The organism is Arthrobacter sp. SAFR-044 (assembly GCF_051965175.1).
Lineage (GTDB): Bacteria > Actinomycetota > Actinomycetes > Actinomycetales > Micrococcaceae > Arthrobacter.
Genome location: NZ_JBQCMK010000002.1, coordinates 191021 through 213867, shown reverse-complemented (window position 1 = coordinate 213867; position 22847 = coordinate 191021). Strand labels below are relative to the sequence as shown.

Below are 22847 nucleotides of genomic sequence, written 5' to 3'. Positions count from 1 at the left end.
GCACCTCCTCCGGCTACCCCGTCACCTGACCCGGGGTCCCGGCCTTTGGGGTGGGGACCGGAGCAGCGCGACCAGGACGCCGCCGCAGCGGCCGTGGCGGCGATGTCGCCGGAGCAGAAGGCCGGGCAGGTCCTGCTCCCGTTCTTCAAGGGCAACCAGGTGGAAGCCCACGCCGCGCTCATCCAGCGCCTGCACCTGGCCGGGTCCATCATCATGGGCGACAACGTCCCACGCGACCCGCAGGGGAAGGTGGACGTGGCCGCCATGGGCGCCGTGAACCAGCGGCTGCAGCAGGCCGTGGCCGCCGACGGCAGGCACTGGCCAGGAATCATGAGCGTGGACCAGGAGGGCGGCGCCGTGGCGCGCCTGGGGCCGCCGCTTACAGAGTGGCCCACCCCCATGAGCTACGGTGCCGCCGGCAACCCCGACCTGACGCGCAAGGCAGGCAAGAGCTTGGCGGGTGAGCTGGTGCCACTGGGCTTCGACCTCGACTTCGCGCCGGACACGGACGTGACCATCGGCCCAGCGGACCCCACCATCGGCGCGCGCTCCATGTCTGCAGACCCCGCCGCCGCGGCCGTCCAGGGGACCGCCTTCTCCCAGGGCATGCTGGACGCCGGCATTCTCCCCACTGTCAAGCACTTTCCCGGGCACGGCTCGGTGACGGCGGATTCCCACCTCAGCCTCCCCGTCCAGCCGGCAGGCATCGACGTGCTCCGGGGCCGGGACTGGAAACCCTTCGAGGCTGCCGTCGCTGCGGGCCTCCCGGTCGTCATGACCGGGCACATTGCCGTGCCCGCGCTGGAACCCGGTGTCCCGGCGTCGCTCTCCGCCCCGAGCTACGCAGCGCTCAGGGGCCTGGGCTTCAAAGGCGTTGCCGTGACGGACGCCCTCAACATGGGCGCCGTGGACAAGCAGTACCCGGCCGGCGCCGCCGCGGTGAAGGCGCTGGCCGCAGGCGCCGACCTGCTGCTGATGCCTGCCGATGTGGAGCAGGCACACGCCGCCATCGTCCAGGCCCTGGCCGCCGGCACCCTTCCCGCAGCACGCCTGGATGAGGCAGCGCAGCGCGTGGCCACCATGATGGTCTGGCATGCCCGGACCACCCCGCCAGCCGGAACAGCCGGCGCAGGTGCGCCGGCAGGAAGCGGCACGGCCCTGTCGGCCCAGGTCTCGGCGTCGGCCGTTACGGTTGTGGCCGGCCCCTGCAGCGGGCCGCTGGTGCCCGGGTCGGTGCGCGTGGCCGGCGGGGGACCGGGGGACCGGGAGCGGTTCGAAGCCGCCGCAGCCCGTGCCGGGCTCGTGGTGGGATCAGGGCCGCTGGTCAACCTCATTGGGTTCGGCGGAAAGCCCGGGGGCGGGGACATTGCTGTTGCCCTCGACGCTCCCTGGCTGCTCCAGGGCTCCGGCGCGCCGGTGAAAGTGGCACTGTACGGCCGTACAGACGCCGCCTTCGACGCACTGGCCGCCGTGCTGGCAGGAAAGGCGCCTGCCCCGGGGAAGCTGCCCGCCGCCGTCGGCCCTTTTCCGGCGGGAACCGGCTGCCCCTGATTCCCCGGGCGCCCACGCCGGCTGGAACGCGGGTTTAATAGTCTGGTGCCCATTCTGAATAAAGACATGACCCTCTGCATCTCGCTCTCGGCCCGTCCCAGCAACAACGGGACCCGGTTCCACAACCACCTTTACGGGCAGCTGGACCTGAACTGGATCTACAAGGCGTTCGCGCCCACCAACCTGGAACAGGCCATCGCAGGCGTGCGCGGGCTGGGCATCCGTGGCTGTGCCATCTCCATGCCGTACAAAGAAGACGTTATCGCGCTGGTGGACGAGATGGACCCGTCCGCCAAGGCCATCGACTCCGTAAACACCATCGTGAACACCGACGGCCACCTCAAGGCCTACAACACCGACTACACGGCCATCGAACAGCTCCTGGCGTCCAACAACGTGCCCACCGGCTATTCGGTGCTGGTCCAGGGCGCCGGCGGCATGGCCAAGGCCACGGTGGCCGCCCTCCGGGATGCCGGCTTCAAGAACGTTACGGTCATCGCCCGGAACGAGGCCGCAGGGCGCGCGCTCGCGGACCAGTATGGGTTCCAGTGGCGTGCGGCGCTCGACGGCGGGCCGGCTGACCTGATCATCAACGTCACCCCCATCGGCATGGCGGGAGGTGCGGAAGCTGACAGCCTGTCTTTTCCTGCCGGGGCCATCGACGCGGCCCGCCTGGTGTTCGATGTGGTGGCGCTGCCCGCCGAGACGCCGCTGATCCGCGCTGCCCGTGCTGGGGGCAAACCGGTGATCACCGGGGCCGAGGTGGCCACCATCCAGGCCCTCGAGCAGTTTGTTTTGTACACGGGGGTCCGGCCCACCGCGGACCAGGTGCGGGCGGCCGAGGAGTTCATGCGCGCCCAGTAGGTACTGCTAGACGGGTTCCACCACGATGGCCACCCGGTCCTCGCCGATGCGGGTCAGGACCAGGGTGGCCGTTTTGCCGCCCTTCCTGGCATTCTTTCCGCCGGGCAGCAGCTGCTTCCGCAGCTCTTCCGGAGTGACTGCAGTGCCGCGCTTCTTGATGTCCAGCACGGTGATGCCCTCCTGCTTCACCCATGCCTTGAGCGCCTTGACGTTGTAGGGCATGACCTGCAGGACCTTGTAGGCCCTGGCGAACGGGGTGTCCAGGAGGTCCGGAGCGCAGATGTAGGCAATGTGTTCATCCACCAGATGGCCGCCGAGCTGCAGCGCCACGTCCGCCACCAGCCCGGCACGGATCACGGCGCCGTCGGGTTCGTACAGGTACCCCTCCACGGGTCCCACCGGCGCGGATGGGCCGGCGCCGAAGTCCTCGGTGCTGGTCAGCTCCGCGGGGGCCTGTGGTCCCAGGACCAAGGCAGCGCGGCGAACCCCCGGCCGCCGCACGGCGTTGAACCACAGGGTCACCTCTGTGACGTCCCCGGCCACCGACACCCACTGGGCCTCGCAATCCGCGGGCACGGACTCATGCGGCATGCCCGGGCCCATTTTCACGCCCACTGCCTTGCCCGCCGCCGCGAGCGATTCCACGAAGGACAACGGCGGCGAAAACGCCTCGGGATCCCAGATCCGCTTGGTGCCGGAGGTGGAGGTGACCCGCCGGGCAGGATCCAGCCAGACCCCGTCCACCCCGTCCAGCGGAACGGAAGCTGCGTCAGCGTGGACCACGGTGGCGTTGGGGAACGGGATCAGGTTCACCGTGGCGCAGGCGGCGGTGGTTTCGTCCATTTCGACGGCGGTGACATTGATGTCGAGGGAGGCCATGGCAAGGGAATCCGCGCCGAGGCCGCAGCCCAGGTCTGCCACGTGGCTGATCCCGGCAGCGGCGAACCGCTGGGCGTGGTGCGCGGCGACGTTCAGGCGCGTGGCCTGTTCCAGGCCGGCCTGGGTAAACAGCATCTGGCGGGCGAACTCGCCGAATTTGGCCTGCGCTTTGGTGCGCAGCCGCGATTGGGTCAGGACGGCGGACACCAGCGTTGCGGGATGTCCGGCCTTCCGGAGCGCGGAGTTGAGCTCGAAGGAGTCTTCGTCCCGGTAGGGGCCCAGGGATGCCAGCAGATCCCAGCCTTCCGGGGTCAACAGCGGTGCGATCTGGTCCTGTGCTATTTGGTCCTGGGGAGCGTGAGCCATGGGTTCCAGCCTAGTGGAGCAGCGCGTCGCCGGGATGCGGATAGTGTTGAATCCATGGATGAGAGCGCAGCCCCCCGCGAGCCCGATGACCACGAATCGAGGGACCGCGGTCCGGCCAGGTTCGCCCGTCCCGTCCTGATCGGCGCCGCGGTGGTGGCCGTGGTCTGCATCGCACTGCTGGTCATCATCTTCCTGCTGGACACGTTCAACGCCACCGTTTATTCGGTGGGCGGCAACGACATCCAGGACAACACCCAGGAGTCCAGGGACATCCGCGGGCTGTACGACGGCGCGCGGGCGGGAAGCATTGTCTTCCTCGTTGCTGCGCTGCTCGCCGCAGCCGTGTCCGGCTGGGTTCTCTACCGGGGCCGGAGGCAGGGCGGCAGCGACGCCGACGGCGGCGAGGACGTGGACTTCGACGACCTGGGCCGTTAGCGACTGGGCTGCCAGGGGCGGTGCTTCTTCCGCCCGGCTGCCAGGGGCCCTGCTTGCCCGGCCGCGCGCCGTCGTCCAGCCCGAAACGGCGTACGCCCATGACGAAACGTTGGCACTCACCTTGACCGAGTGCTAACCCGCACATAGAGTCTTCATTAGCACTCTCCCTAGGAGGGTGCTAATACATGAAGAGCTGCCAGCCAGGCTGCTGCCGGCACCGCGACGACGGTTTGCCAGCTATGGCGGAAAGCTTTCCAGTCCACGAATTTGCTGACGAAAAGGAGAGGTCCGAGTGTCGGTCTCTATTAAGCCTCTTGAGGATCGTATTGTTGTCCGCCCGCTCGAAGCCGAGCAGACCACGGCTTCCGGCCTGGTCATCCCGGACTCCGCACAGGAGAAGCCGCAGGAAGGCGAAGTTGTCGCCGTAGGCCCCGGCCGCTTCGAAGATGGCAACCGCGTTCCCGTTGACGTAGCCGTTGGCGACGTCGTCATCTACTCCAAGTACGGCGGAACCGAAGTCAAGACCGGCGGCACCGAGTACCTCGTGCTGTCCGCCCGCGACGTCCTGGCAATCGTCGTCAAGTAACTCTTCCGGATCCCCGTGCTGCCGGCCATGCTCACGCTGGCCGGCGGTGCGGGGTTCTGTCTTTGAAAGGACAAAACCATGGCAAAGCAGCTTGCGTTTAACGACGCTGCCCGCCGGTCCCTTGAGGCCGGCATCGATAAGCTCGCGAACACCGTCAAGGTGACGCTCGGCCCCCGCGGCCGCAACGTCGTCCTGGACAAGAAGTGGGGTGCCCCCACCATCACGAACGACGGCGTCACCATCGCCCGCGAGGTCGAGCTGGACGATCCCTACGAGAACCTTGGCGCCCAGCTGGCCAAGGAAGTAGCCACCAAGACCAACGACGTTGCCGGCGACGGCACCACCACCGCCACGGTCCTGGCACAGGCCCTGGTCAAGGAAGGCCTGCGCAACGTTGCAGCCGGCGCTGCCCCCGGCCAGATCAAGCGTGGCATCGAGGTTGCGGTTGAGGCCGTGGCTGCCCGCCTGCTGGAAAACGCCCGCCCGGTCGAGGGTACCCAGGTGGCCAACGTTGCCGCGATTTCGGCGCAGAGCGACGAAATCGGCGAGCTGCTCGCCGAGGCCTTCGGCAAGGTTGGCAAGGATGGCGTCATCACCATCGAAGAGTCCTCCACCACCCAGACCGAACTGGTCCTCACCGAGGGCATGCAGTTCGACAAGGGCTACCTGTCCCCGTACTTCGTCACCGACGCGGAGCGCCAGGAAGCAGTCCTCGAGGACGCGCTCATCCTGATCAACCAGGGCAAGATCTCCTCGATCCAGGAATTCCTGCCGCTGCTCGAGAAGGCACTGCAGAGCTCCAAGCCGCTGTTCATCATCGCCGAGGACGTTGAGGGCGAGGCCCTGTCCACGCTGATCGTCAACCGCATCCGCGGCACCCTGAACGTTGTAGCCGTCAAGGCTCCCGGCTTCGGCGACCGCCGCAAGGCCATGCTGCAGGACATCGCCACCCTCACCGGTGCGCAGGTTGTCTCCCCGGAACTGGGCCTCAGCCTGGACTCCGTGGGCCTGGAGGTGCTGGGTACCGCCCGCCGCATCACCGTCACCAAGGACAACACCACCATTGTTGACGGCGCCGGTTCGGCCGAGGACGTAGCTGCACGCGTTGCCCAGCTGCGCGCCGAGCTGACCCGCACCGATTCCGACTGGGACCGTGAAAAGCTCCAGGAGCGCCTGGCCAAGTTGGCCGGCGGCATCGGCGTGATCAAGGTTGGCGCTGCCACCGAGGTTGAGCTGAAGGAAAAGAAGCACCGCATCGAGGACGCCGTATCCTCCACCCGCGCTGCCCTCGAAGAAGGCATCGTTGCCGGCGGCGGCTCCGCCCTGATCCACGCCCTCAAGGCACTCGATGAGGACGCATCCGTCAAGGCACTCGAAGGCGACGCCGCCGCAGCTGTGGGCATCGTCCGCCGCGCACTGGTGCAGCCGCTGCGCTGGATCGCCCAGAACGCTGGTTTCGACGGCTACGTCGTCACCTCCAAGGTTGCAGACCTCGAGACCAACAACGGGTTTAACGCCAAGTCCGGCGAGTACGAGGACCTGATCGGCGCGGGCGTCATCGACCCCGTCAAGGTCACCCGTGCAGCCCTCCGCAACGCGGCTTCCATCGCCGCCCTGGTTCTCACCACCGAGACCCTGGTCGTGGAGAAGCCGGCCGAAGAGGACGAGCACGCAGGCCACAGCCACTAACGCTGCGCCCTGGCGGCTTGCCGCTGAAAAGGCTGGTCCGGCATCTGCCGGGCCAGCCTTTTGCGTTGCTGCCTGTGTCAGGGGGCAATCAGCCGGCGGGCATCTCCTGCGTCTCCACGCCTCCCGCGCGCTCGTACACCAGCGACACCGCGCCCTTGGGAAAACTGCGGGCCGGTTCGGCCAGCGTGAAGGTGGAGGGCACCGTTCCGGCGTCGAACAGGCGCTTTCCCTGGCCCAGGACCACCGGGTACAGCCAGAGGTGAAGCCGGTCCAGCACTCCTGCCGCCATGAGGGACCGGATCAGGACCCCGCTGCCAAACATGTGCATCTGCCCGTACTCTTCCCGGAGGCCGCCCGCCGCCGCGGCGTCCGGCAGCACAGTGGTGCCTGCCCAAACGGGGTTAGCGAGCGTGCCGGAGACAACGAATTTGGGGACCCGGTTGAGGGCGTCGGCGATCTCACCGGACTGGTGGGGCCAGTACGCCGCAAAGATCTCATAGGTCTTCCGGCCGAGCAGCAGGGCATCCATCCGGCTGATCTCGGCCGCTATCGAGGCGCCGGCTTCGTCGTCGGATACCGGTGCCTGCCAGCCGCCGAAAGCGAATTCGCCTTCCGGGTCTTCTTCACGGCCGCCGGGCGCCTGGTAGACGCCGTCGAGGGTGATGAACAGGTTCGCAACGATGATCCCCACGCGCCCATTGTGGAGCAGCACCGGGGCGCTGTCCAGTGTCCCGTCCAGTGCCCGTGGCAGGATGGGTGCCATGCTGCTCCTTGAGCTCGTGGAAACCACCAAAGAGGTCGCATCAACCCGGTCCCGGCTGGCAAAAGTTGATGCCCTGGCCCACCTTCTGCGCCGCCTCGAGCCAGCGGAGATCCCGACGGCGGTGGGCTTGCTCAGTGCCAAACCCCGGCAGGGACGTGTTGGCGTGGGGTGGAGCGCTGTGGCGGCGGCCAAGGAAGAACCAGCCGCGGAGCCCAGCCTCACTGTGGCAGATTTTGATGAAGCGCTGGACCGGCTGCTGGCAACAGCGGGCAGCGGGTCGGGCGCGGAACGGGCCGCCATCCTCGGGACGCTCATGGCCGCCGCCACCGAACCGGAGCAGTCCTTCATCGCCGGCGTCCTGCTTGGGGAATTGCGCACCGGTGCCCTGGAAGGAGTGCTGACGGACGCCGTCGCCCGCGCCTCCGACCGGCCCGTCGCCGCCGTGCGGCGGGCAGCGATGCTTTCCGGCGACCTCGGCGGGACCGCCCTCTTGGCGCTCACCGGCACTCCGGCCGAGCTTGACGCCGTCGGCCTCGTGGTGGGCCGTCCGGTGCAGCCGATGCTCGCTGCTACCGTCGGCAGCACCGCGGCAGCTTTGGAAGCCACAGGGGAGGCCTCGGTGGAGTACAAGCTCGACGGCGCCCGCATCCAGGTGCACCGCTCCGGCAATGACGTGCGCATCTACACCCGCAACCTTGCGGAGGTGACCCATCGGCTTCCCGAGGTGGTTGACCTGGTCCGGGGGCTGCCCGTGCAGGACGTGATCCTCGACGGCGAAACCCTCGCACTGGATGAGGACGGAGCGCCCCGCCCCTTCCAGGAGACCATGTCCCGCTTCGGCGCCGACGCGGTACGGGAAACGCTGCTGCATCCCTGGTTTTTCGACGTGCTGCACATCGACGGACGTGACCTGCTGGACGAACCGCTGGCCACCCGCATCGATGTCCTGGAGCGCGTGGCACCCGCACGCCGGATCCCGGGGGAGGTCACTGCCGATCCCGCAGTTGCCGAGCGCGTGTCGCAGGATGCACTCGCCGCGGGCCACGAGGGCGTAGTGGTGAAGGCCATCGGATCCGCCTATGCCGCGGGCAGGCGCGGATCCAACTGGGTCAAGGTGAAACCGGTCCACACGTATGACCTGGTGGTGCTCGCCTGCGAATGGGGCTCCGGACGCCGCACGGGAATGCTCTCCAACCTGCACCTGGGTGCCCTTGACCCCACCGGGGAGTTCGGCGAACCCGGCGGCTACGTCATGGTGGGCAAGACCTTCAAGGGCCTCACCGACGAACTGCTGCGCTGGCAGACGGCGAGGTTCCAGGAGCTTGAGGTGCGGCGCACGGCCGGCACCGTCTGGGTTGAGCCGGTCACCGTCGTCGAAATAGCCATCGACGGCGTGCAGCAGTCCCCGCGGTACCCCGGCGGGATCGCCCTGAGGTTCGCCCGCGTCAAGCGCTACCGGGACGATAAGGCCCCAGCGGAAGCGGACACCATCCAGGCCCTGCGCGCCCTGCTGCGACCGTAGCCCCGAGGCGTGGATCAGGCGCGGCCCCGGGTTCCGCTCCGCTGGCGTTTCAGGCTCCGTGCCACCCGGTCCGGCAGGCGCCTGGTCACCATCCGGTAAAAAAGCAGAACCGCGACGGCGGCCACCACGATGCCCACGAGGTTGAGCAGCAGTTGAAGCGCTGATCCGGCCGCCTTCTGGTATTCCCCCAGCACCAAAGCCACGGCCACATATCCTGCGGCCGGCACCGTGGTTACGGAGATGAAGACGCCGATCAGTGCTGCGGAACGCCTGCCGATGATGGACAGCATGCCGGCGATCCCCGCCAGCACGGCAACAATCAATGAATACGGCCCGGGGTGGTAGATGAACTCCACGGCCGAGCCTTTGTCCAGGGCATCGCGCGGAAAAAGTCCGAGCGGAACCGAAAGCCATGCCGTCAGTGCCGCCAGCAGCATGGCGAGGGGGAAGCCGATGCCCAGGGCAACTGCGGCGCGGCGTCCAAGCTTCCACTTCCGTGTAACAAGCGAGACGGCGAGGGCGGCCAGCGGACCGAACTCAGGCCCCACCGCCATGGCACCGACAATCGCAATGGGGGAATCTGTCACGATGCCGATGCCGGCGAGCTGGGTTGCGAGCACCAGGAAAGCAAGGAAGTTCCAGGTCAGCCGGGAGTCTTCGCCGGTCTGCCGCGTCACGTCGTCCCAGATCACCGCGTCCGCGCCGTCCCCGGGGGCGGCCCGTTCCGCGCGATCGGCATTCCTGGAAAGGACGAATTCCGGTGCGCTCATGGCTATGGAGCCCACGTCGGAGACCTTCAGGACTTCCAGCTTTTCAAGCAGTTCCTCCACTGCCTCCCGTGCGATCAGCACCTCAATGACATCGCCCGGCGGAACAACGGCCGCGCCCGGAACCAGCACAACTTCCGCCGTTCCCCGCTGGTCGCGGCAGGTCTGCACGGTGACGGCGGACAGCTCCCCGGGCACGCAAATCCGCAGCTGGACAACCACGTCCGCTCCCTTCCACGACTGGGGCCAGCATAGTCTGAACAGGAGCGTTGATTAGCCGATGCAGACGGCGTTGGTTAGGCTTGATGCTTTGGTTGGCGGGCGTTGTGAGAGGTTCTAGTGTCGGTAACGGAAACCCCGAAGGCACCCGAACCGGGCACAGGCACCGCACCCCGCCCACGTAAGCCCACCTTCCGGCCCGAAGTCCAGGGGCTCCGGGCCCTCGCTGTCCTGATGGTGGTGGCATACCACGTCTGGCTGGGCCGAGTCTCCGGCGGAGTGGACATCTTCCTGCTCGTTTCGGCTTTCCTGCTCACTTTGTCCTTTGTCCGCAAAGCTGAGTCAGGCAACCCCTTCCGGCTCCTGGCGCACTGGCTGCACCTGTTCAAGCGCCTGCTGCCCGCCGCCGTCGTAGTGATCCTCGGAGTGCTGGCCGGCACCTGGCTAATCCTGCCGCAGGGGCGGTGGCCGCAGGTGCTCGACCAGGCCTGGGCATCACTGCTGTACCGCCAGAACTGGCTCCTTGCCGACTTGTCCGTGGACTACTACGCGCAGGACCACGCCGGTGCCAGCCCCCTGCAGCACTTCTGGTCCTTGTCCATCCAGGGGCAGGTCTTCATCCTGTGGCCCCTGGTATTTGCCGCCGCCGCTGCGGTGCTGGCCGTGCTGCACCGCGTCCCCCGCCTGCAGGGGCTGACGTACCGCGGCCTGCTGGCAGTGGTTTTCGGGCTGGTTTTCGCGGCGTCCCTGGCCTACTCCGTTGACCAGACCGCCTCCGACCAGGCCTATGCCTACTTCGACACCCGCGCCCGGCTCTGGGAGTTTGCATTGGGGTCCCTGCTGGCTTTGGCGCTGCCGTACCTGCGGCCCGGTCGCGTGCTGCGCATCGCCCTGGGCTGGGCCGGACTGGCAGCAATGATCTCCTGCGGGCTGGTCCTGACCGTTGACCGTTCCTTCCCGGGGTACGTGGCCCTGTGGCCCACGCTGGCGGCAGCCGCGATCATCGTGGCGGGGCAGACCGGAAGCCGCTTCGGGGTGGACCGCCTCCTCAGCAGCCGGCCCGCCGTCGCGCTGGGTGACAACTCCTACGCCCTTTACCTGTGGCACTGGCCGGTCCTGGTGCTGGCGCTCGCGGCCACCGGCGTGGAAACCCCGAACCTCAAGCAGGGCCTTGGCATTGTTGCAGCCGCGATCGTCCTCGCCGTCCTGACCACGCGCTTCGTGGAAAAGCCCCTGCGCGACTGGCACTGGCCCAAACTGCGCGCCTGGCGGACCGCCGTCGTCATTGTTGCCTGCGGCGCCGTCCTGGCCGGGCCCGTCGCGGTCTGGCAGACGTCGCTCACCGCAGAGGAAAGCGCGACGGCGGCACAACCGCGGGAGCTTACGCCCGGTGCGTTGGCGCTCACCCCGGAGAACGAAAACTCGCCGGCACCGCGGGCCCGGACCATCCCCGGACCCACTGCACTGGACAACGACTGGGCCGGCATCGACTCGCCCTGTACGGGTGCCAATGCCACCGACGATCCCATCCTGGAGGGCTGCCGACAGGAGCTCCCCGACGAGCCGGCCAGCAAGCGCATCGTAGTCCTGGGGGACTCCCACGCCCAGCAGTACCTTGCCGCCCTGGCGCCGGTGGCGGCCGCACGCGGCTGGGAACTGGTGACGCTGCTCATGCCCGCCTGCCGTTTCGGGGCCGAATCGGAAACCCGGAACGCCGAATGCAACGCCTACAACAGGGCAAGTTCCGCCTATGTCCTGGAGCACCGGCCGGACGCTGTGTTTACGGTGGCGTCACTGACCCACGAGGATGCCCCGTTCGAAACCGAAGTGCCGGGATACCTCGAAGGTGTGAAGCCGTTTGCGGACGCGGGGATCGAGACGGTGGGAATCCGTGACAATCCCCGTTTCACCTTCAACATGCCCCAGTGCGCCCAACGGAACGGCGCCAACGCGCCGGCCTGCAACCCGTCGCTGGCCGAGTCCCTGGCGGAGCCATCGCCGCTGGAAAATTACCGCGGCAAGCTGCCGGGGCTGCACCTGATGGACATGAGCGACTTCATCTGCGCGCGCGGCGTCTGCCCGGCCGTTGTGGGGAACGTGTACGTCTACAAGGACGACAACCACCTCACCAGGACCTATGTGGAAACCATGATCCCCATGTTCGAGCAGCGGCTGCTGGCGGCCACCGGCTGGAGCTGAACCAGTCTGCCTGCCCGGCCGTGGGGTTCCTCACATTGGCGGCGTGGAATAGGGGGATCGGCGCCGAGGTTCTAATATTTACTCAACACTTTCTGCCCCCGGAACGCCGTGCTGCACGGTGCTCCTGCAGGATCGTCTGCACAGGCCAGTTCCGTAATCACGGGCTGGTCATCGGCTGCAACCCCTACCCGTGACCCAGCAACCAAGGTAAGAGGCGCACTCATGACCGAGCCCGAACACAACCCCTTTGGCTTCATCGGCCTGACCTACGACGACGTCCTTCTCCTTCCGGGCCACACCGACGTCATCCCGTCCGAGGCAGACACGTCCTCACGAATTTCCAAGCGCATCACCGTTCAGACCCCGCTGCTCTCCGCGGCGATGGACACGGTCACCGAGTCCCGCATGGCCATCGCCATGGCCCGCCAGGGCGGCCTGGGCGTCGTGCACCGCAACCTGTCCATCGCCGACCAGGCGGACCAGGTGGACCGGGTCAAGCGGAGCGAGTCCGGGATGATCACCAACCCGCTGACCATCCGCCCCGAGGCAACGCTGCGCGAACTCGATGATCTCTGCGCCCACTACCGCGTCTCCGGCCTCCCCGTGGTGGATGAGGACAACCGCCTTCTGGGCATCGTCACCAACCGCGACACCCGTTTTGTGCCGGAGTCCGATTTCCCGCTGCGGCTGGTCAGCGACGTCATGACCAAGATGCCCCTGGTCACCGGACACGTGGGGATCAGCCGCGAGGAAGCCTCCCACAAGCTGGCCACCAACAAGATCGAAAAGCTCCCGCTCGTGGACGAGCAGGGCCGGCTGAAGGGCCTGATCACCACCAAGGACTTCACCAAGGCCGAGCAGTACCCCCTGGCCACCAAGGACGATGAAGGCCGCCTCCGGGTGGGTGCCGCCATCGGCTTCTTCGGCGACGGCTGGGAGCGCGCCATGACCCTGGTGGACGCCGGCGTGGACGCACTGTTCGTGGACACCGCCAACGGCCACTCCCAAGGGGTCCTGGACATGATCCGCCGGCTGAAGTCCGATCCCGTCGCCGCGCACGTGGACATCATCGGCGGCCAGGCTGCCACCCGGGAAGGCGCCCAGGCTCTGATTGACGCCGGCGCCGACGGCATCAAGGTGGGCGTTGGTCCCGGATCCATCTGCACCACCCGTGTGGTTGCCGGCGTTGGGGTCCCGCAGATCACGGCCATCTACGAATCCGCCAAGGCCGCCATTCCGGCCGGCGTGCCGCTGATCGCCGACGGCGGCCTCCAGTACTCGGGCGACATCGGCAAGGCCCTGGTGGCCGGCGCCGACACGGTCATGCTGGGCTCCCTCCTGGCAGGCTGCGACGAGTCCCCGGGCGACCTGATCTTCGTCAACGGCAAGCAGTTCAAGTCCTACCGTGGCATGGGCTCTTTGGGCGCCATGCAGTCCCGCGGCAAGAACACGTCCTACTCCAAGGACCGCTACTTCCAGGCCGACGTTTCCGGCGACGACAAGCTGATCCCAGAAGGCATCGAAGGCCGCGTGGCCTACCGCGGGCCGTTGTCCTCCGTGGCGTACCAGCTGGTCGGCGGCCTGCGCCAGACCATGTTCTACACCGGCGCGCCCACCATTCCCGAGCTGAAGATCCGTGGCAAGTTTGTCCGGATCACCTCCGCCGGCCTGAAGGAATCGCACCCGCACGATATCCAGATGACGGTCGAGGCGCCGAACTACGGTTCCCGGTAATCGGCGAACGGTTTTATTCACGCCCACATGCGTGAAAGAGGAGGCGGGTTATCCCGCCTCCTCTTGTTTTGGGCCCCGGATGGCGCTCCCGGTCTGAATGTCGGACCCCCGCTGCATGATGTTCTTATGGGAATCGGCGGTGGTGCTGGGGTGGCTTTGGAGGGTGTCCTTGCCTCTGCTGCTGCCCTGGACGCCCTGGGAAAAGAGGACGTTTTCCTGGCTTCCGGGGCTCATGTTGGTGCCGGCGTGGATGTGATGCAGCGGCGGTACGAGATCCGGCTGGAACGGCTGGAAGCCGCGTCCCGCCTGGAAGCGCAGCTTGCCGCGGTGAAGGCACGGGACGCCGCTGAGGCCATCGATTTCCAGCAGGCCATGACCCCGCCGAATGCCCCGGTCCAGGAGCGCACGTACGCGGGGATATCCGTGGTCGAGGAGATCGCGGGGGTCCTGACCATCAGTTCCGCGGCCGCGGGCGCCCTGGTGGACCAGTCCCGCCGGGTCTGCTCCCTGCCACACTTGTTTCAGGCGCTGTCCGCGGGCGCGATGTCGTGGCAGCACGCGAGGATCTTCGTCGACGAAACCGAAGGCCTCGATGCCGTCGGTGCCGCCGGGTTGGTGACGCATTTCTTCGACCCCGACGCACCCAATGCTTCACGGGGTGCCGCGCCGGGGGACCTCATTCCGTCCCGGTTCCGGGCCAAGGTCCGTGGCTGGCGGGAACGCCATCATCCGGAATCGATCGAGAAGCGACACGCCAAAGGGGTCGCTGATCGACGGATGGAATACGCCCCGGACCGGGATGGCATGGCCTGGGTTTCGCTTTACCTTCCCGGGGACACCGCGTGCGCGATCTGGAACGGCACCACCGCTACCGCCCGCGGACTCCAAGGCCCCGACGAAACCCGCACCCTCACCCAACTCCGCCCCGACATCGCAGCCTCACTGCTGCTGGGGGCTGGAACCGCGACTGAACTCAGTAAAGTCCCCACCCCGCGGGCTGATGTCCTGGTGATGGTGCCGGTGTTCTCCCTGTTCGGCCAAACCGACGAACCCGCAATACTGGATGGTTTCGGACCCATCCCGGCATCCATGGCCAGGAAGTTGGTCGCCGACGGGGCGGACTCCTTCTATCGGGTCCTGGTCGACCCAAGGGACGGGGCACCATTGGAGATCGGGCGCAAAAACTACCGGCTCACCGAGGCCATCAAACGCTGGATCAGGATGCGCGATGGCAAGTGCACGTTCCCCGGCTGCAGCAACAGGACCAGCGACAACGAAGCCGACCACCTCATCGCCAGGGAACACGGCGGCACCACCAACGCCAGCAACCTGGCACAGCTCTGCCCCAAACACCATCGACTCAAGCACCGCAGCAGGTGGACACCCGACCCGGCCAACAGGAATGAACCACCCGGCTGGACCTCACCCGCTGGACGCCGCTACAAACCCGAGCACCCCGACCCCGAACCAACCCACTGGCCGCAATGGCTTTGCCCGGAGTGGATGAGAGCGGCGTACCCCAGCGGGCGGGCAGATCGATTGGCAGGCGGGCGCCCGGACTTCCACTACATGGCACGCTCTCCAGGCGAGGATGCCCTGGTGCGTTATCTCCACTCCACATCATGACGGCCTGCCCAGCACTAGGCTGATTCCATGTCCCAACCGCGCCATCCGGCGGAACTGACCCCTAAACGCGACCCGCAAAAGCGGCTTGCCCTGCGCCCGTATGCCAAGGCCGTGGCCCAGGTACTCCGGGTGAGCTTCCGTGCCTCCCCGGGCGCCGTGGTCATGAAGGTCCTCGGATCCCTGATCTCCGCTGTGTTGCCGCTGGTCACCACCTTCTACGCGTCCCTCACCACCACAGCATTGGCGGCAGCGTACGCGGGCGACGGCGGAGCGGGGCGCCTTGCCATCGTCTACGTCATCGTCACTGCCGCGCTGGGTCTGTTCTGGGGCGCCTTCAACAGCGTGGACCGCTACATCCAGCAGCTGATGAGTTTCAAAGTGGGCGCCATCGTGGGGGACCAGATGTATGAGCGCTTCCTGTCACTGGAGTTCTGGCGCTACGACGACAAAGAGACGGTGGACCTTTACGACCGCGCCAAACGGTTCTCCGACTCCTACGCCCGCGTCCTGGACCGGATAGCCGCCATCTTCACCCAGCTCGTCTCGGTCATCCTGGCTGTGGGCGCCCTGCTGCTGGTCAGCTGGTGGATCGCAGTCATCGTCCTGGTAGCCATCGTGCCCAGCGTGTACCTGCAGTTCAAGCTGTCCAGGGAACAGATTGCGCACTGGAACACGCAGGTGGACTCGCGGCGCCAGCGCCGCATGATTGAAACCAACCTCCTCCGCCCCCAGCACATCGCGGAAATGAGGCTCTACGGCATTGTCGGTTTCCTCATGGACCTTCGGTCCCGGCTTCGGGACGCCGATGAACGGCGACGCCTCGATTACCAGCGGCGCTACATTCCCAGGCAACTCGCCGCAGACGCTCTCCAGTACGGCGCGGAAGTGGTGTCGCTGATCTGGGTGGTGGGCCAGATCATTGCCCGCGCAGCCCCGGTCGGGCAGTTCCTCTACGTCCAGCAGATCGTCAGCCGTGCTCTGTCCACCGCAAACAACCTGGTGTCCTCGCTCAGCTCCATTGATGAAGACCTGGCAAACCTGAAGGATTACGAGCTGTTCATGGCCATGCCCGTGCACTCGGAACATTCCCCACCCCTCCTGGAGGCGCCCAGGGAAGTGGAGCTGAAGGATATCCGGTTCACGTACACAGGAAGCGACATCGAGGTGATCAAGGGCATCAGCCTCACCGTCCGCCGGGGCCAGCACATCGCCATCGTGGGGGAGAACGGTGCAGGGAAGTCCACACTGATCCGGATCCTCGCCGGGCTCTACCGTCCCGACGCAGGTCAGGTACTGCTCGACGGCGTGGACCTCGCCGCAGTCGATGTCACCTCCTGGCACCGCCACCTCGCCGTGCTCAGCCAGGAGTTCCTGAAGTACGAGTTCGCCACCGCGGCGGACAATATCTACTTCGGCGACGTCCGGAATCCGCGCGACGATGACCGCGTCCGCAAAGCTGGCGCCGATGCCGAGGCGCTCGACTTCATCAACAAGCTGCCTAACGGCCTGGACAACCACGTCAGCAACTGGATGGAGGATCCGCGCGGCCGGAAGGGGAGCGGCCTGTCCGGAGGCCAGTGGCAGCGCCTTGCCATGGCCCGGAACTTCTACCGGGACGCATCCTTCATGGTGATGGATGAGCCCACGTCGGCCATCGATGCCCTCGCTGAGCACCGCATCTTCACCCGGCTCTTCGCGGATCGGAGCAGCACCATCATCGCCATCAGCCACCGCCTCGCCACCATCGAGAAGGCGGACATTGTGTACATGCTGGAGGATGGCCGCATCGTGGAGCAGGGAACCCATGCGGAACTGGTGGCGCTGCGCGGCCGCTACTTCCGCATGTTCGAATCCCAGATCCCCGCCAGCCCCCTAACCTCGCAGGCCCTGCCGGGGAATCCTGCTGGCGCGGGCCCTGGGGAACCGACAGGAACCTAGGCCTCCACCACGGTGGTGCGCACCCGGGCCAGGCTGGGTTGCGGTGGAACACTGCTGAAGCCGAATGTCACTGGCGGCGTGATGGGCGCCAGCGCTCCGGCGTCGCCGTCTTCCCACGTGACGGTGGCGGAAGTTAAGTGGTGCAGGTCGCTGACCCCGTAGTACTCCGCCCGGCCGCTGCCGGCACTTCCAAAGGTGCGGGCGCCCGGGGCCGCGAAGGCGGCGATCGGATTGACCGCAGCCAGCCAGCGGGGATGGGCTGCAAGGCGCCGGGGTACTGTGCGAAGCGCCGAACCCAGGAGGGTCCTGGCTCCTATGGCGGCCCTGACCGCCAGCGGGCCTGCATCAACCTTGATCGTCCCGCCGGCCAAGGCAGCGCGGACCTCCACCACCTGCACTTCATCGAAGCTGTAGGTTTCGGAAATAAAGCAGGCGACTTCGGGTGTGGGTGCCAGCAGCAGCCGGTGCCCTGAAGGCTGCTGCACCATGACGTCAGAGAAGGACCCAAAGGGGGAGTCATGCCAAACGCCCACCACCGTACGCAGCCCGGAGACGGTACCTATGCCGGCGATGTGCCCGTCGAAAATCCAGCGTCTGCCCATCACGCCACTGTAGCGAAGGACAGTGCAGTCACTGGGATAACCTAGAGCAGTGACTTATGAGATCGAGATCGGCCGTGGCAAGCGTGGGCGTCGTGCCTACTCCCTGGATGACATAGCAATCGTCCCCAACCGTCGTACCCGTGACCCAAAGGATGTCTCCGTCTCCTGGCAGATCGACGCTTACCAGTTCGACATGCCGGTGATCGCAGCCCCGATGGACTCAGCCATGTCCCCGCAGACGGCCATCGCGCTGGGTAAGCTGGGCGGCCTGGGTGTGCTGGACCTCGAAGGTCTCTGGACCCGGTATGAGGATCCGCAGGCTGTCCTTGATGAGATTGCGGCGCTGCAGGACGAGACCAACAGCCCCGCAGTAACCGGGCGCATGCAGGAGCTGTACCAGGCACCCATCCAGCCCGAGCTCATCACGTCCCGCTTGGCCGAAATCCGCGAGGCCGGCGTCACCGTTGCCGGGTCCCTGACCCCGCAGCGCACCCAGGAGCACTACAAGACGGTCCTCGCGGCCGGCGTCGACATCTTTGTCATCCGCGGAACCACCGTGTCCGCCGAGCACGTCTCCAAAGACCATGAGCCGCTGAACCTCAAGCAGTTCATCTACGAACTCGACGTCCCCGTCATCGTCGGCGGCGCGGCGGGCTACACCCCGGCACTGCACCTCATGCGCACCGGCGCGGCAGGCGTGCTGGTCGGCTTCGGCGGCGGCGCAACCACCACCACGCGCCGCGCGCTGGGCATCCACTCGCCCATGGCCTCGGCCATCTCCGACGTCACCGCCGCCCGCCGCGACTACATGGACGAGTCCGGCGGCCGCTACGTGCACGTTATTGCCGACGGCGGCATGGGCACCTCCGGTGACATCGTCAAGGCGATCGCCATGGGCGCCGACGCCGTCATGCTGGGCAGTGCCCTGGCCAGGGCAGAGGAAGCGCCGGGCAAGGGCTGGCACTGGGGCCAGGAGGCACACCACCTGGAGCTGCCGCGCGGCGATCGCGCCAACGTGGGCACTGTGGGCCCACTGGAGGAGGTCCTTTTCGGACCTGGCCACCACACCAACGGCACGTCCAACCTCATTGGCGCCCTGCGGCGCTCCATGGCGACCACCGGCTATTCGGACCTGAAGGAATTCCAGCGGGTTGACGTCGTCGTGTCGCCGTATGCAGGGAACTGACACGCTGGGGCAGGGCGGCAGGGCAGGCGCCCTCCCGCCCTGCCCAAAGCATGCCACCAGCAAGTAGTGTGGGTTTACTACCGGCACTAGAGGCACTGGAGGCGTTCAATGAAGAGTGTTCCTGCAAACGGCGGGGTTCTTGGCCCGGAAGCCAGGGAAGCATCCATCCAGCGGCTGCGCGCCACCACGGAGCCCGGCAAGGAACTGGACATCCTGATCGTCGGGGGCGGCATCGTTGGCACGGGCGCGGCGCTTGACGCTGTGACCCGCGGGTTGAGCGTTGGCATCGTCGAGGCAAGTGATTGGGCGGCAGGCACGTCCTCGCGGTCTTCCAAACTTATCCACGGTGGTTTGCGCTACCTGGAAATGCTGGACTTCGCCCTGGTTAAGGAGGCCCTGCAGGAACGCGGGCTGCTGCTCTCCGAGATTGCACCCCACCTGGCCCGGCCGGTGCCGTTCCTGTATCCGTTGACCAAACCCTTTATTGAGCGTCCCTACGTTGGGGCCGGCATCGCCCTCTATGACGCGATGTCGGTTTCGGCCGGCCACAGCCGGGGTGTGCCGTTCCACAAGCACCTGAGCCGCCGGGGAACCCTCCGGGCCGCCCCCAGCCTGAAAGACGATGCCTTCATAGGGTCCATCCGGTATTACGACGGCCAGGTGGATGACGCCAAATACTGCGCCAACCTGGTCCGCACGGCTGCCTACTACGGCGCCCATGCCGTGAACCAGATGAAGGTGGTGGACTTCCTCCGCGAAGGCGAACGCGTTGTCGGGGCGAAGGTGGAAAACCGTGAGGACGGGACACAGTTCAGCATCCGCGCCAAGCAGGTCATCAACGCCACGGGTGTCTGGACCGACGAAACCCAGGCGATGGTGACCGACCGCGGCCAGTTGAAGGTCCGCGCCTCCAAGGGCATCCACCTGGTGGTTCCCCGCGACCGCTTCCAGTCCACAGTGGGACTGATCCTGCGCACCGAGAAATCGGTACTGTTCGTTATTCCGTGGGGACGGCACTGGATCATCGGCACCACTGACACTGACTGGCACCTGGACAAGGCCCACCCGGCCGCGTCCAGCAAGGACATCGACTACGTCCTGGAGCACGTCAACAAGGTGCTCAAACGGCCTCTCACCAGGGAGGACGTCGAAGGGGTCTATGCCGGCCTGCGGCCGCTGCTGGCCGGCGAAAACGACTCCACCGCCAAGCTGTCCCGCGAGCACGTGGTGGCGCACCCTGTTCCCGGCCTGGTGGTGGTGGCCGGTGGAAAGTGGACCACCTACCGGGTCATGGCCAAGGATGCCGTCGACGAGGCCACCCGCACCATGGACGAACGGGTCCCGCCCAGCTGCACCGAGACCATCCCGCTCCTGGGTGCCAGCGGCTTCCGGGCCGCCTGGAACCGCCGGAACCGCACCGCAGAGGAATCCGGTGTCCACGTGGCACGGATCGAGCACCTGCTCAACCGGTACGGATCCATGACGCCCGAGGTGCTGGCCATTATTGAGCAGAACCCGGAGCTGGCGGAGCCACTGCCTGGTGCTGATGACTACCTCCAGGCCGAGGCGGTCTACGCCGCAAGCCATGAAGGCGCCCGCCATGTGCAGGACGTCCTGACCCGTCGCACGAGGATCTCCATCGAGGCGTGGGACCGTGGAGTGTCTGCCGCCCCCGTTGTCGCTAAACTGATGGGTGACGTCCTTGGCTGGAGTGACACGCAGCGTGAAAATGAAGTCCGCCACTACCTAGCGCGCGTGGAGGCCGAACGCCTTAGCCAGCAACAGCCGGACGACGAATCCGCAGACGCTGCCCGCCTGGGCGCGGAAGATATCGTGCCCTTGCGTTGAGGGGCCGTTTGCCCCACTGCTGACCGAAGGGATACGCCTTGGCGGAACCACTGGACCCGTATGACGCCCACCTGACCACCGCCGACATGGTGATCCTGGAAATGGAGGCGAAGGACAAGACTGACGCCACCAACCAACTGGCAGAGCGGCTCCATGCCGCCGGGCGGATCTCGGATCTGGACGGGTTCCTCAAGAACGTCAATGCCCGGGAGCACCAGCTGGCCACCGGGCTTCCGGGCGGCATTGGGTTGCCGCACGCCCGCAGCGAATTCGTCTCCCAAACATCCATCGCCGTGGGGATCACCAAGTACGGCCACGCGCTGGACTTCGGAGCCACCGACGGCCCTGCCACGGTCATCCTGCTGATTGCCACCCCGGCCAGTTCTTTCTCCGACCACCTGGAGGTGCTGGCCACCCTGGCCCGGTCCCTCTCCAAGGAGTCATTCCGGGAATCGCTGCGGCGTGCCTATGACGCCGAAGTCATTGCCGAGCTGATTAACTCCAGCCTGGTGTTCTTCGACCACTAGGCACATTCCCGGTCCCGCGTCCGGGCCCGGACGCCCTTGGCGTTTAGTTGTTCTACAGAAGTACGAAGTACGGTTAAGACGTGTGGAAAACAGCCCTTAAGCCCCGATGGATCGCAGGCTTTATTTTCGCGATCGCTCTCTCCGGGGTCTTCGTGCTGCTGAGCCAGTGGCAGTTCGGCCGCTCCACCCAGCCCGAGGTGCCGGTCAATCCGGCCACGGAACAGGTCCGGCCGCTCACCGGCACGCTGCAGCCGGGCGAATTCTTCCACGGCAGCGTGGCTGACCAGATGATCACCGCCCAAGGCACCTACAGTCCCGACAAGCAGGTCCTGGTTCCGGGGCGGCTCCATGACGGAAAGAGCGGCTACTGGGTTGTTTCGGCCTTTGCCGTCAACGGTGCCCCCGCCCTCACTGGTGCAGGCGCCTCGCCACAAACGTGGATCCCGGTTGCACGCGGGTGGGTTGCGGAGCCCGGGGACGCGGCAGCACCGCCGTCGGGCGTTGTTGAACTGACCGGGCGGCTGCTGCCGTCCGAAGCGCCGGTGGCGGGGAAAGCTCCGAAACCGGGGGAGGCCTCGGCCGTTTCCGTGGCGGAGCTCATCAACTACTGGGAGGTCAGCAGCTACCCCGGTTTCGTGTCGGCCACCGCAGAGGTGGTGGGCGGCCAGGACGTCAGTGCTGCTGCAGTACCAGGGAAGCTCCTCCCGCTGGACATCGGCCCGCAGCCGCCGGCGCAGCACATCAACTGGCTCAACCTCTTCTACTCCATCGAGTGGGTTGTCTTCGCCGGGTTCGCCCTCTTCATCTGGTGGCGCCTGGTCAAGGACGACTACCACCGGGACCTTGAGGAGGCCCTCGACGATGCCCAGGATGCCGCCAATGACGGGCAGCACAAACCGCACCAGCTTCCACAGCAGCAGCCTGACCAGCACCAGCAGCCTGACCAGCACCAGCAGAAGGTACAGCCATGATTGATCCGAAACCGGCCACCCCCTCGTCGCAGGCATCCGGGAAGACATCCGGAAAGAAGCGCCGTTTCGGCGGTACCGAGGCCCAGATCCGGTCCGCCCTGAAGTTCTACAAGGTCATGGCCTACCTCACCGGCACCATGCTGCTCCTGCTGTGTGCGGAACTGGTGGCCCGGTACGGCTTTGGTCAGTATCTGTTCGCCGGCGGCACCAGCGCGCTCACCGGCCAGCCGTTCGGCTTCGGATTCGCCGACGCCGAACCGCCGGGCGTGCTCAACGGCATGAACGTCTCCGTCACCGTGCTGATCGTGCACGGCTGGATGTACGTGGTGTACCTGATCTCCAACTTCCGCTTGTGGTCCCTGATGCGCTGGCCGTTCCTGAAACTGGTCCTGCTGGCACTCGGCGGCGTGGTGCCGTTCCTGTCCTTCATCGTGGAGAAGAAGTTCCACGCAGAGGTGGAGGCCGAGCTGGCCGCCAACCCGCAGGCTCCGCAGCGCTACTGAACCGGGCCTGACACGGGAGCTTGGCCCTGGGGCCGGCCACCCGCCGTCGGACGTCTGCTCCGTCACAGCGCG

At 66.7% G+C, this 22847-nt stretch carries 19 protein-coding genes; 15 read left to right on the top strand and 4 right to left on the bottom strand.

What is annotated here, in order from left to right; translation table 11 throughout:
- Positions 1-102: 102 nt before the first annotated feature.
- Both ACTHQS_RS03685 and ACTHQS_RS03680 read left to right on the top strand, forming a co-directional pair.
- A complete protein-coding gene (locus ACTHQS_RS03685; protein WP_440166656.1) occupies positions 103-1551 on the top strand; it encodes a glycoside hydrolase family 3 N-terminal domain-containing protein in 1449 nt (482 codons plus the stop codon).
- 45 nt (positions 1552-1596) lie between these two features.
- A complete protein-coding gene (locus ACTHQS_RS03680) occupies positions 1597-2415 on the top strand; it encodes a shikimate 5-dehydrogenase (RefSeq protein WP_440166183.1) in 819 nt (272 codons plus the stop codon).
- Between the two features lie 6 nt (positions 2416-2421).
- On the opposite strand, the gene ACTHQS_RS03675 is transcribed toward ACTHQS_RS03680, so the two are convergent.
- Positions 2422-3660, bottom strand: coding sequence for a THUMP-like domain-containing protein (locus ACTHQS_RS03675; protein ID WP_440166181.1), 1239 nt, complete (start codon positions 3658-3660; stop codon positions 2422-2424).
- Positions 3661-3714: 54 nt separating this feature from the next.
- Here ACTHQS_RS03675 and ACTHQS_RS03670 point away from each other — a divergent pair, with 54 nt between their 5' ends.
- The 3 genes from ACTHQS_RS03670 (at position 3715) to groL (ending at position 6370) form a co-directional block, all read left to right on the top strand.
- Positions 3715-4095, top strand: coding sequence for a hypothetical protein (locus ACTHQS_RS03670; RefSeq protein ID WP_440166180.1), 381 nt, complete (start codon positions 3715-3717; stop codon positions 4093-4095).
- A 292-nt stretch (positions 4096-4387) separates the two neighbouring features.
- On the top strand, positions 4388-4681 hold the full coding sequence (gene groES / locus ACTHQS_RS03665; protein WP_003805290.1) for a co-chaperone GroES: 294 nt from the start codon (positions 4388-4390) through the stop codon (positions 4679-4681).
- A gap of 78 nt (positions 4682-4759) precedes the next feature.
- A complete protein-coding gene (gene groL, locus ACTHQS_RS03660) occupies positions 4760-6370 on the top strand; it encodes a chaperonin GroEL (RefSeq protein WP_255172786.1) in 1611 nt (536 codons plus the stop codon).
- Between the two features lie 88 nt (positions 6371-6458).
- Here the strand turns inward: groL and ACTHQS_RS03655 are convergent, their stop codons facing one another.
- Entirely contained in the window at positions 6459-7061 is a 603-nt protein-coding gene (locus ACTHQS_RS03655; RefSeq protein WP_440166654.1) for a dihydrofolate reductase family protein, read from the bottom strand.
- Positions 7062-7131: 70 nt separating this feature from the next.
- Here ACTHQS_RS03655 and ACTHQS_RS03650 point away from each other — a divergent pair, with 70 nt between their 5' ends.
- Positions 7132-8655, top strand: a complete 1524-nt coding sequence (locus ACTHQS_RS03650) for an ATP-dependent DNA ligase (protein ID WP_440166177.1) — start codon at positions 7132-7134, stop codon at positions 8653-8655.
- Between the two features lie 14 nt (positions 8656-8669).
- Here the strand turns inward: ACTHQS_RS03650 and ACTHQS_RS03645 are convergent, their stop codons facing one another.
- Positions 8670-9644, bottom strand: coding sequence for a DUF389 domain-containing protein (locus ACTHQS_RS03645; protein ID WP_440166175.1), 975 nt, complete (start codon positions 9642-9644; stop codon positions 8670-8672).
- A gap of 117 nt (positions 9645-9761) precedes the next feature.
- On the opposite strand from ACTHQS_RS03645, the gene ACTHQS_RS03640 reads away from it, so the two are divergent.
- The 4 genes from ACTHQS_RS03640 to ACTHQS_RS03625 all read left to right on the top strand — a co-directional run bounded on the left by ACTHQS_RS03640 (position 9762) and on the right by ACTHQS_RS03625 (position 17138).
- On the top strand, positions 9762-11840 hold the full coding sequence (locus ACTHQS_RS03640; RefSeq protein ID WP_440166174.1) for an acyltransferase family protein: 2079 nt from the start codon (positions 9762-9764) through the stop codon (positions 11838-11840).
- 222 nt (positions 11841-12062) lie between these two features.
- Positions 12063-13574 carry an IMP dehydrogenase gene (gene guaB / locus ACTHQS_RS03635; protein ID WP_440166172.1) on the top strand — a complete coding sequence of 504 codons (1512 nt, stop codon included), beginning with the start codon at positions 12063-12065 and terminating at the stop codon, positions 13572-13574.
- Between the two features lie 126 nt (positions 13575-13700).
- Positions 13701-15200 (top strand): DUF222 domain-containing protein, encoded by a 1500-nt coding sequence (locus tag ACTHQS_RS03630; protein WP_440166170.1) that lies wholly within the window; start codon positions 13701-13703, stop codon positions 15198-15200.
- A gap of 27 nt (positions 15201-15227) precedes the next feature.
- Complete coding sequence (locus tag ACTHQS_RS03625) at positions 15228-17138, top strand: ABC transporter ATP-binding protein (RefSeq protein WP_440166168.1); 1911 nt, start codon at positions 15228-15230, stop codon at positions 17136-17138.
- On the opposite strand, the gene ACTHQS_RS03620 is transcribed toward ACTHQS_RS03625, so the two are convergent.
- On the bottom strand, positions 17135-17740 hold the full coding sequence (locus tag ACTHQS_RS03620; RefSeq protein WP_440166166.1) for a hypothetical protein: 606 nt from the start codon (positions 17738-17740) through the stop codon (positions 17135-17137). The two genes, ACTHQS_RS03625 and ACTHQS_RS03620, sit on opposite strands and share 4 nt — an antisense overlap.
- Before the next feature lie 49 nt (positions 17741-17789).
- Here ACTHQS_RS03620 and ACTHQS_RS03615 point away from each other — a divergent pair, with 49 nt between their 5' ends.
- From ACTHQS_RS03615 to ACTHQS_RS03595, 5 genes are all read left to right on the top strand, one after another.
- Positions 17790-18926 (top strand): GuaB3 family IMP dehydrogenase-related protein, encoded by a 1137-nt coding sequence (locus tag ACTHQS_RS03615; RefSeq protein ID WP_440166164.1) that lies wholly within the window; start codon positions 17790-17792, stop codon positions 18924-18926.
- Positions 18927-19034: 108 nt separating this feature from the next.
- Entirely contained in the window at positions 19035-20774 is a 1740-nt protein-coding gene (locus ACTHQS_RS03610; RefSeq protein ID WP_440166161.1) for a glycerol-3-phosphate dehydrogenase/oxidase, read from the top strand.
- Positions 20775-20812: 38 nt separating this feature from the next.
- Positions 20813-21301, top strand: coding sequence for a PTS sugar transporter subunit IIA (locus tag ACTHQS_RS03605; RefSeq protein WP_440166159.1), 489 nt, complete (start codon positions 20813-20815; stop codon positions 21299-21301).
- An 80-nt stretch (positions 21302-21381) separates the two neighbouring features.
- Positions 21382-22272, top strand: a complete 891-nt coding sequence (locus ACTHQS_RS03600) for an SURF1 family protein (RefSeq protein ID WP_440166157.1) — start codon at positions 21382-21384, stop codon at positions 22270-22272.
- Positions 22269-22775 carry a DUF3817 domain-containing protein gene (locus tag ACTHQS_RS03595; RefSeq protein ID WP_440166154.1) on the top strand — a complete coding sequence of 169 codons (507 nt, stop codon included), beginning with the start codon at positions 22269-22271 and terminating at the stop codon, positions 22773-22775. Before ACTHQS_RS03600 ends, ACTHQS_RS03595 begins: the two co-directional genes overlap by 4 nt.
- The last annotated feature ends 72 nt before the right edge of the window (positions 22776-22847 follow it).

Bases quoted from the DNA above. Each gene is read 5' to 3' on its own strand.
- ACTHQS_RS03685 (WP_440166656.1), top strand. From the start codon at position 103: ATGTCGCCGGAGCAGAAGGCCGGGCAGGTCCTGCTCCCGTTCTTCAAG.
- ACTHQS_RS03675 (WP_440166181.1), bottom strand. From the start codon at position 3,660: ATGGCTCACGCTCCCCAGGACCAAATAGCACAGGACCAGATCGCACCG.
- ACTHQS_RS03670 (WP_440166180.1), top strand. From the start codon at position 3,715: ATGGATGAGAGCGCAGCCCCCCGCGAGCCCGATGACCACGAATCGAGG.
- groL (WP_255172786.1), top strand. From the start codon at position 4,760: ATGGCAAAGCAGCTTGCGTTTAACGACGCTGCCCGCCGGTCCCTTGAG.
- ACTHQS_RS03650 (WP_440166177.1), top strand. From the start codon at position 7,132: ATGCTGCTCCTTGAGCTCGTGGAAACCACCAAAGAGGTCGCATCAACC.
- guaB (WP_440166172.1), top strand. From the start codon at position 12,063: ATGACCGAGCCCGAACACAACCCCTTTGGCTTCATCGGCCTGACCTAC.
- ACTHQS_RS03630 (WP_440166170.1), top strand. From the start codon at position 13,701: ATGGGAATCGGCGGTGGTGCTGGGGTGGCTTTGGAGGGTGTCCTTGCC.
- ACTHQS_RS03625 (WP_440166168.1), top strand. From the start codon at position 15,228: ATGTCCCAACCGCGCCATCCGGCGGAACTGACCCCTAAACGCGACCCG.
- ACTHQS_RS03620 (WP_440166166.1), bottom strand. From the start codon at position 17,740: ATGGGCAGACGCTGGATTTTCGACGGGCACATCGCCGGCATAGGTACC.
- ACTHQS_RS03610 (WP_440166161.1), top strand. From the start codon at position 19,035: ATGAAGAGTGTTCCTGCAAACGGCGGGGTTCTTGGCCCGGAAGCCAGG.
- ACTHQS_RS03595 (WP_440166154.1), top strand. From the start codon at position 22,269: ATGATTGATCCGAAACCGGCCACCCCCTCGTCGCAGGCATCCGGGAAG.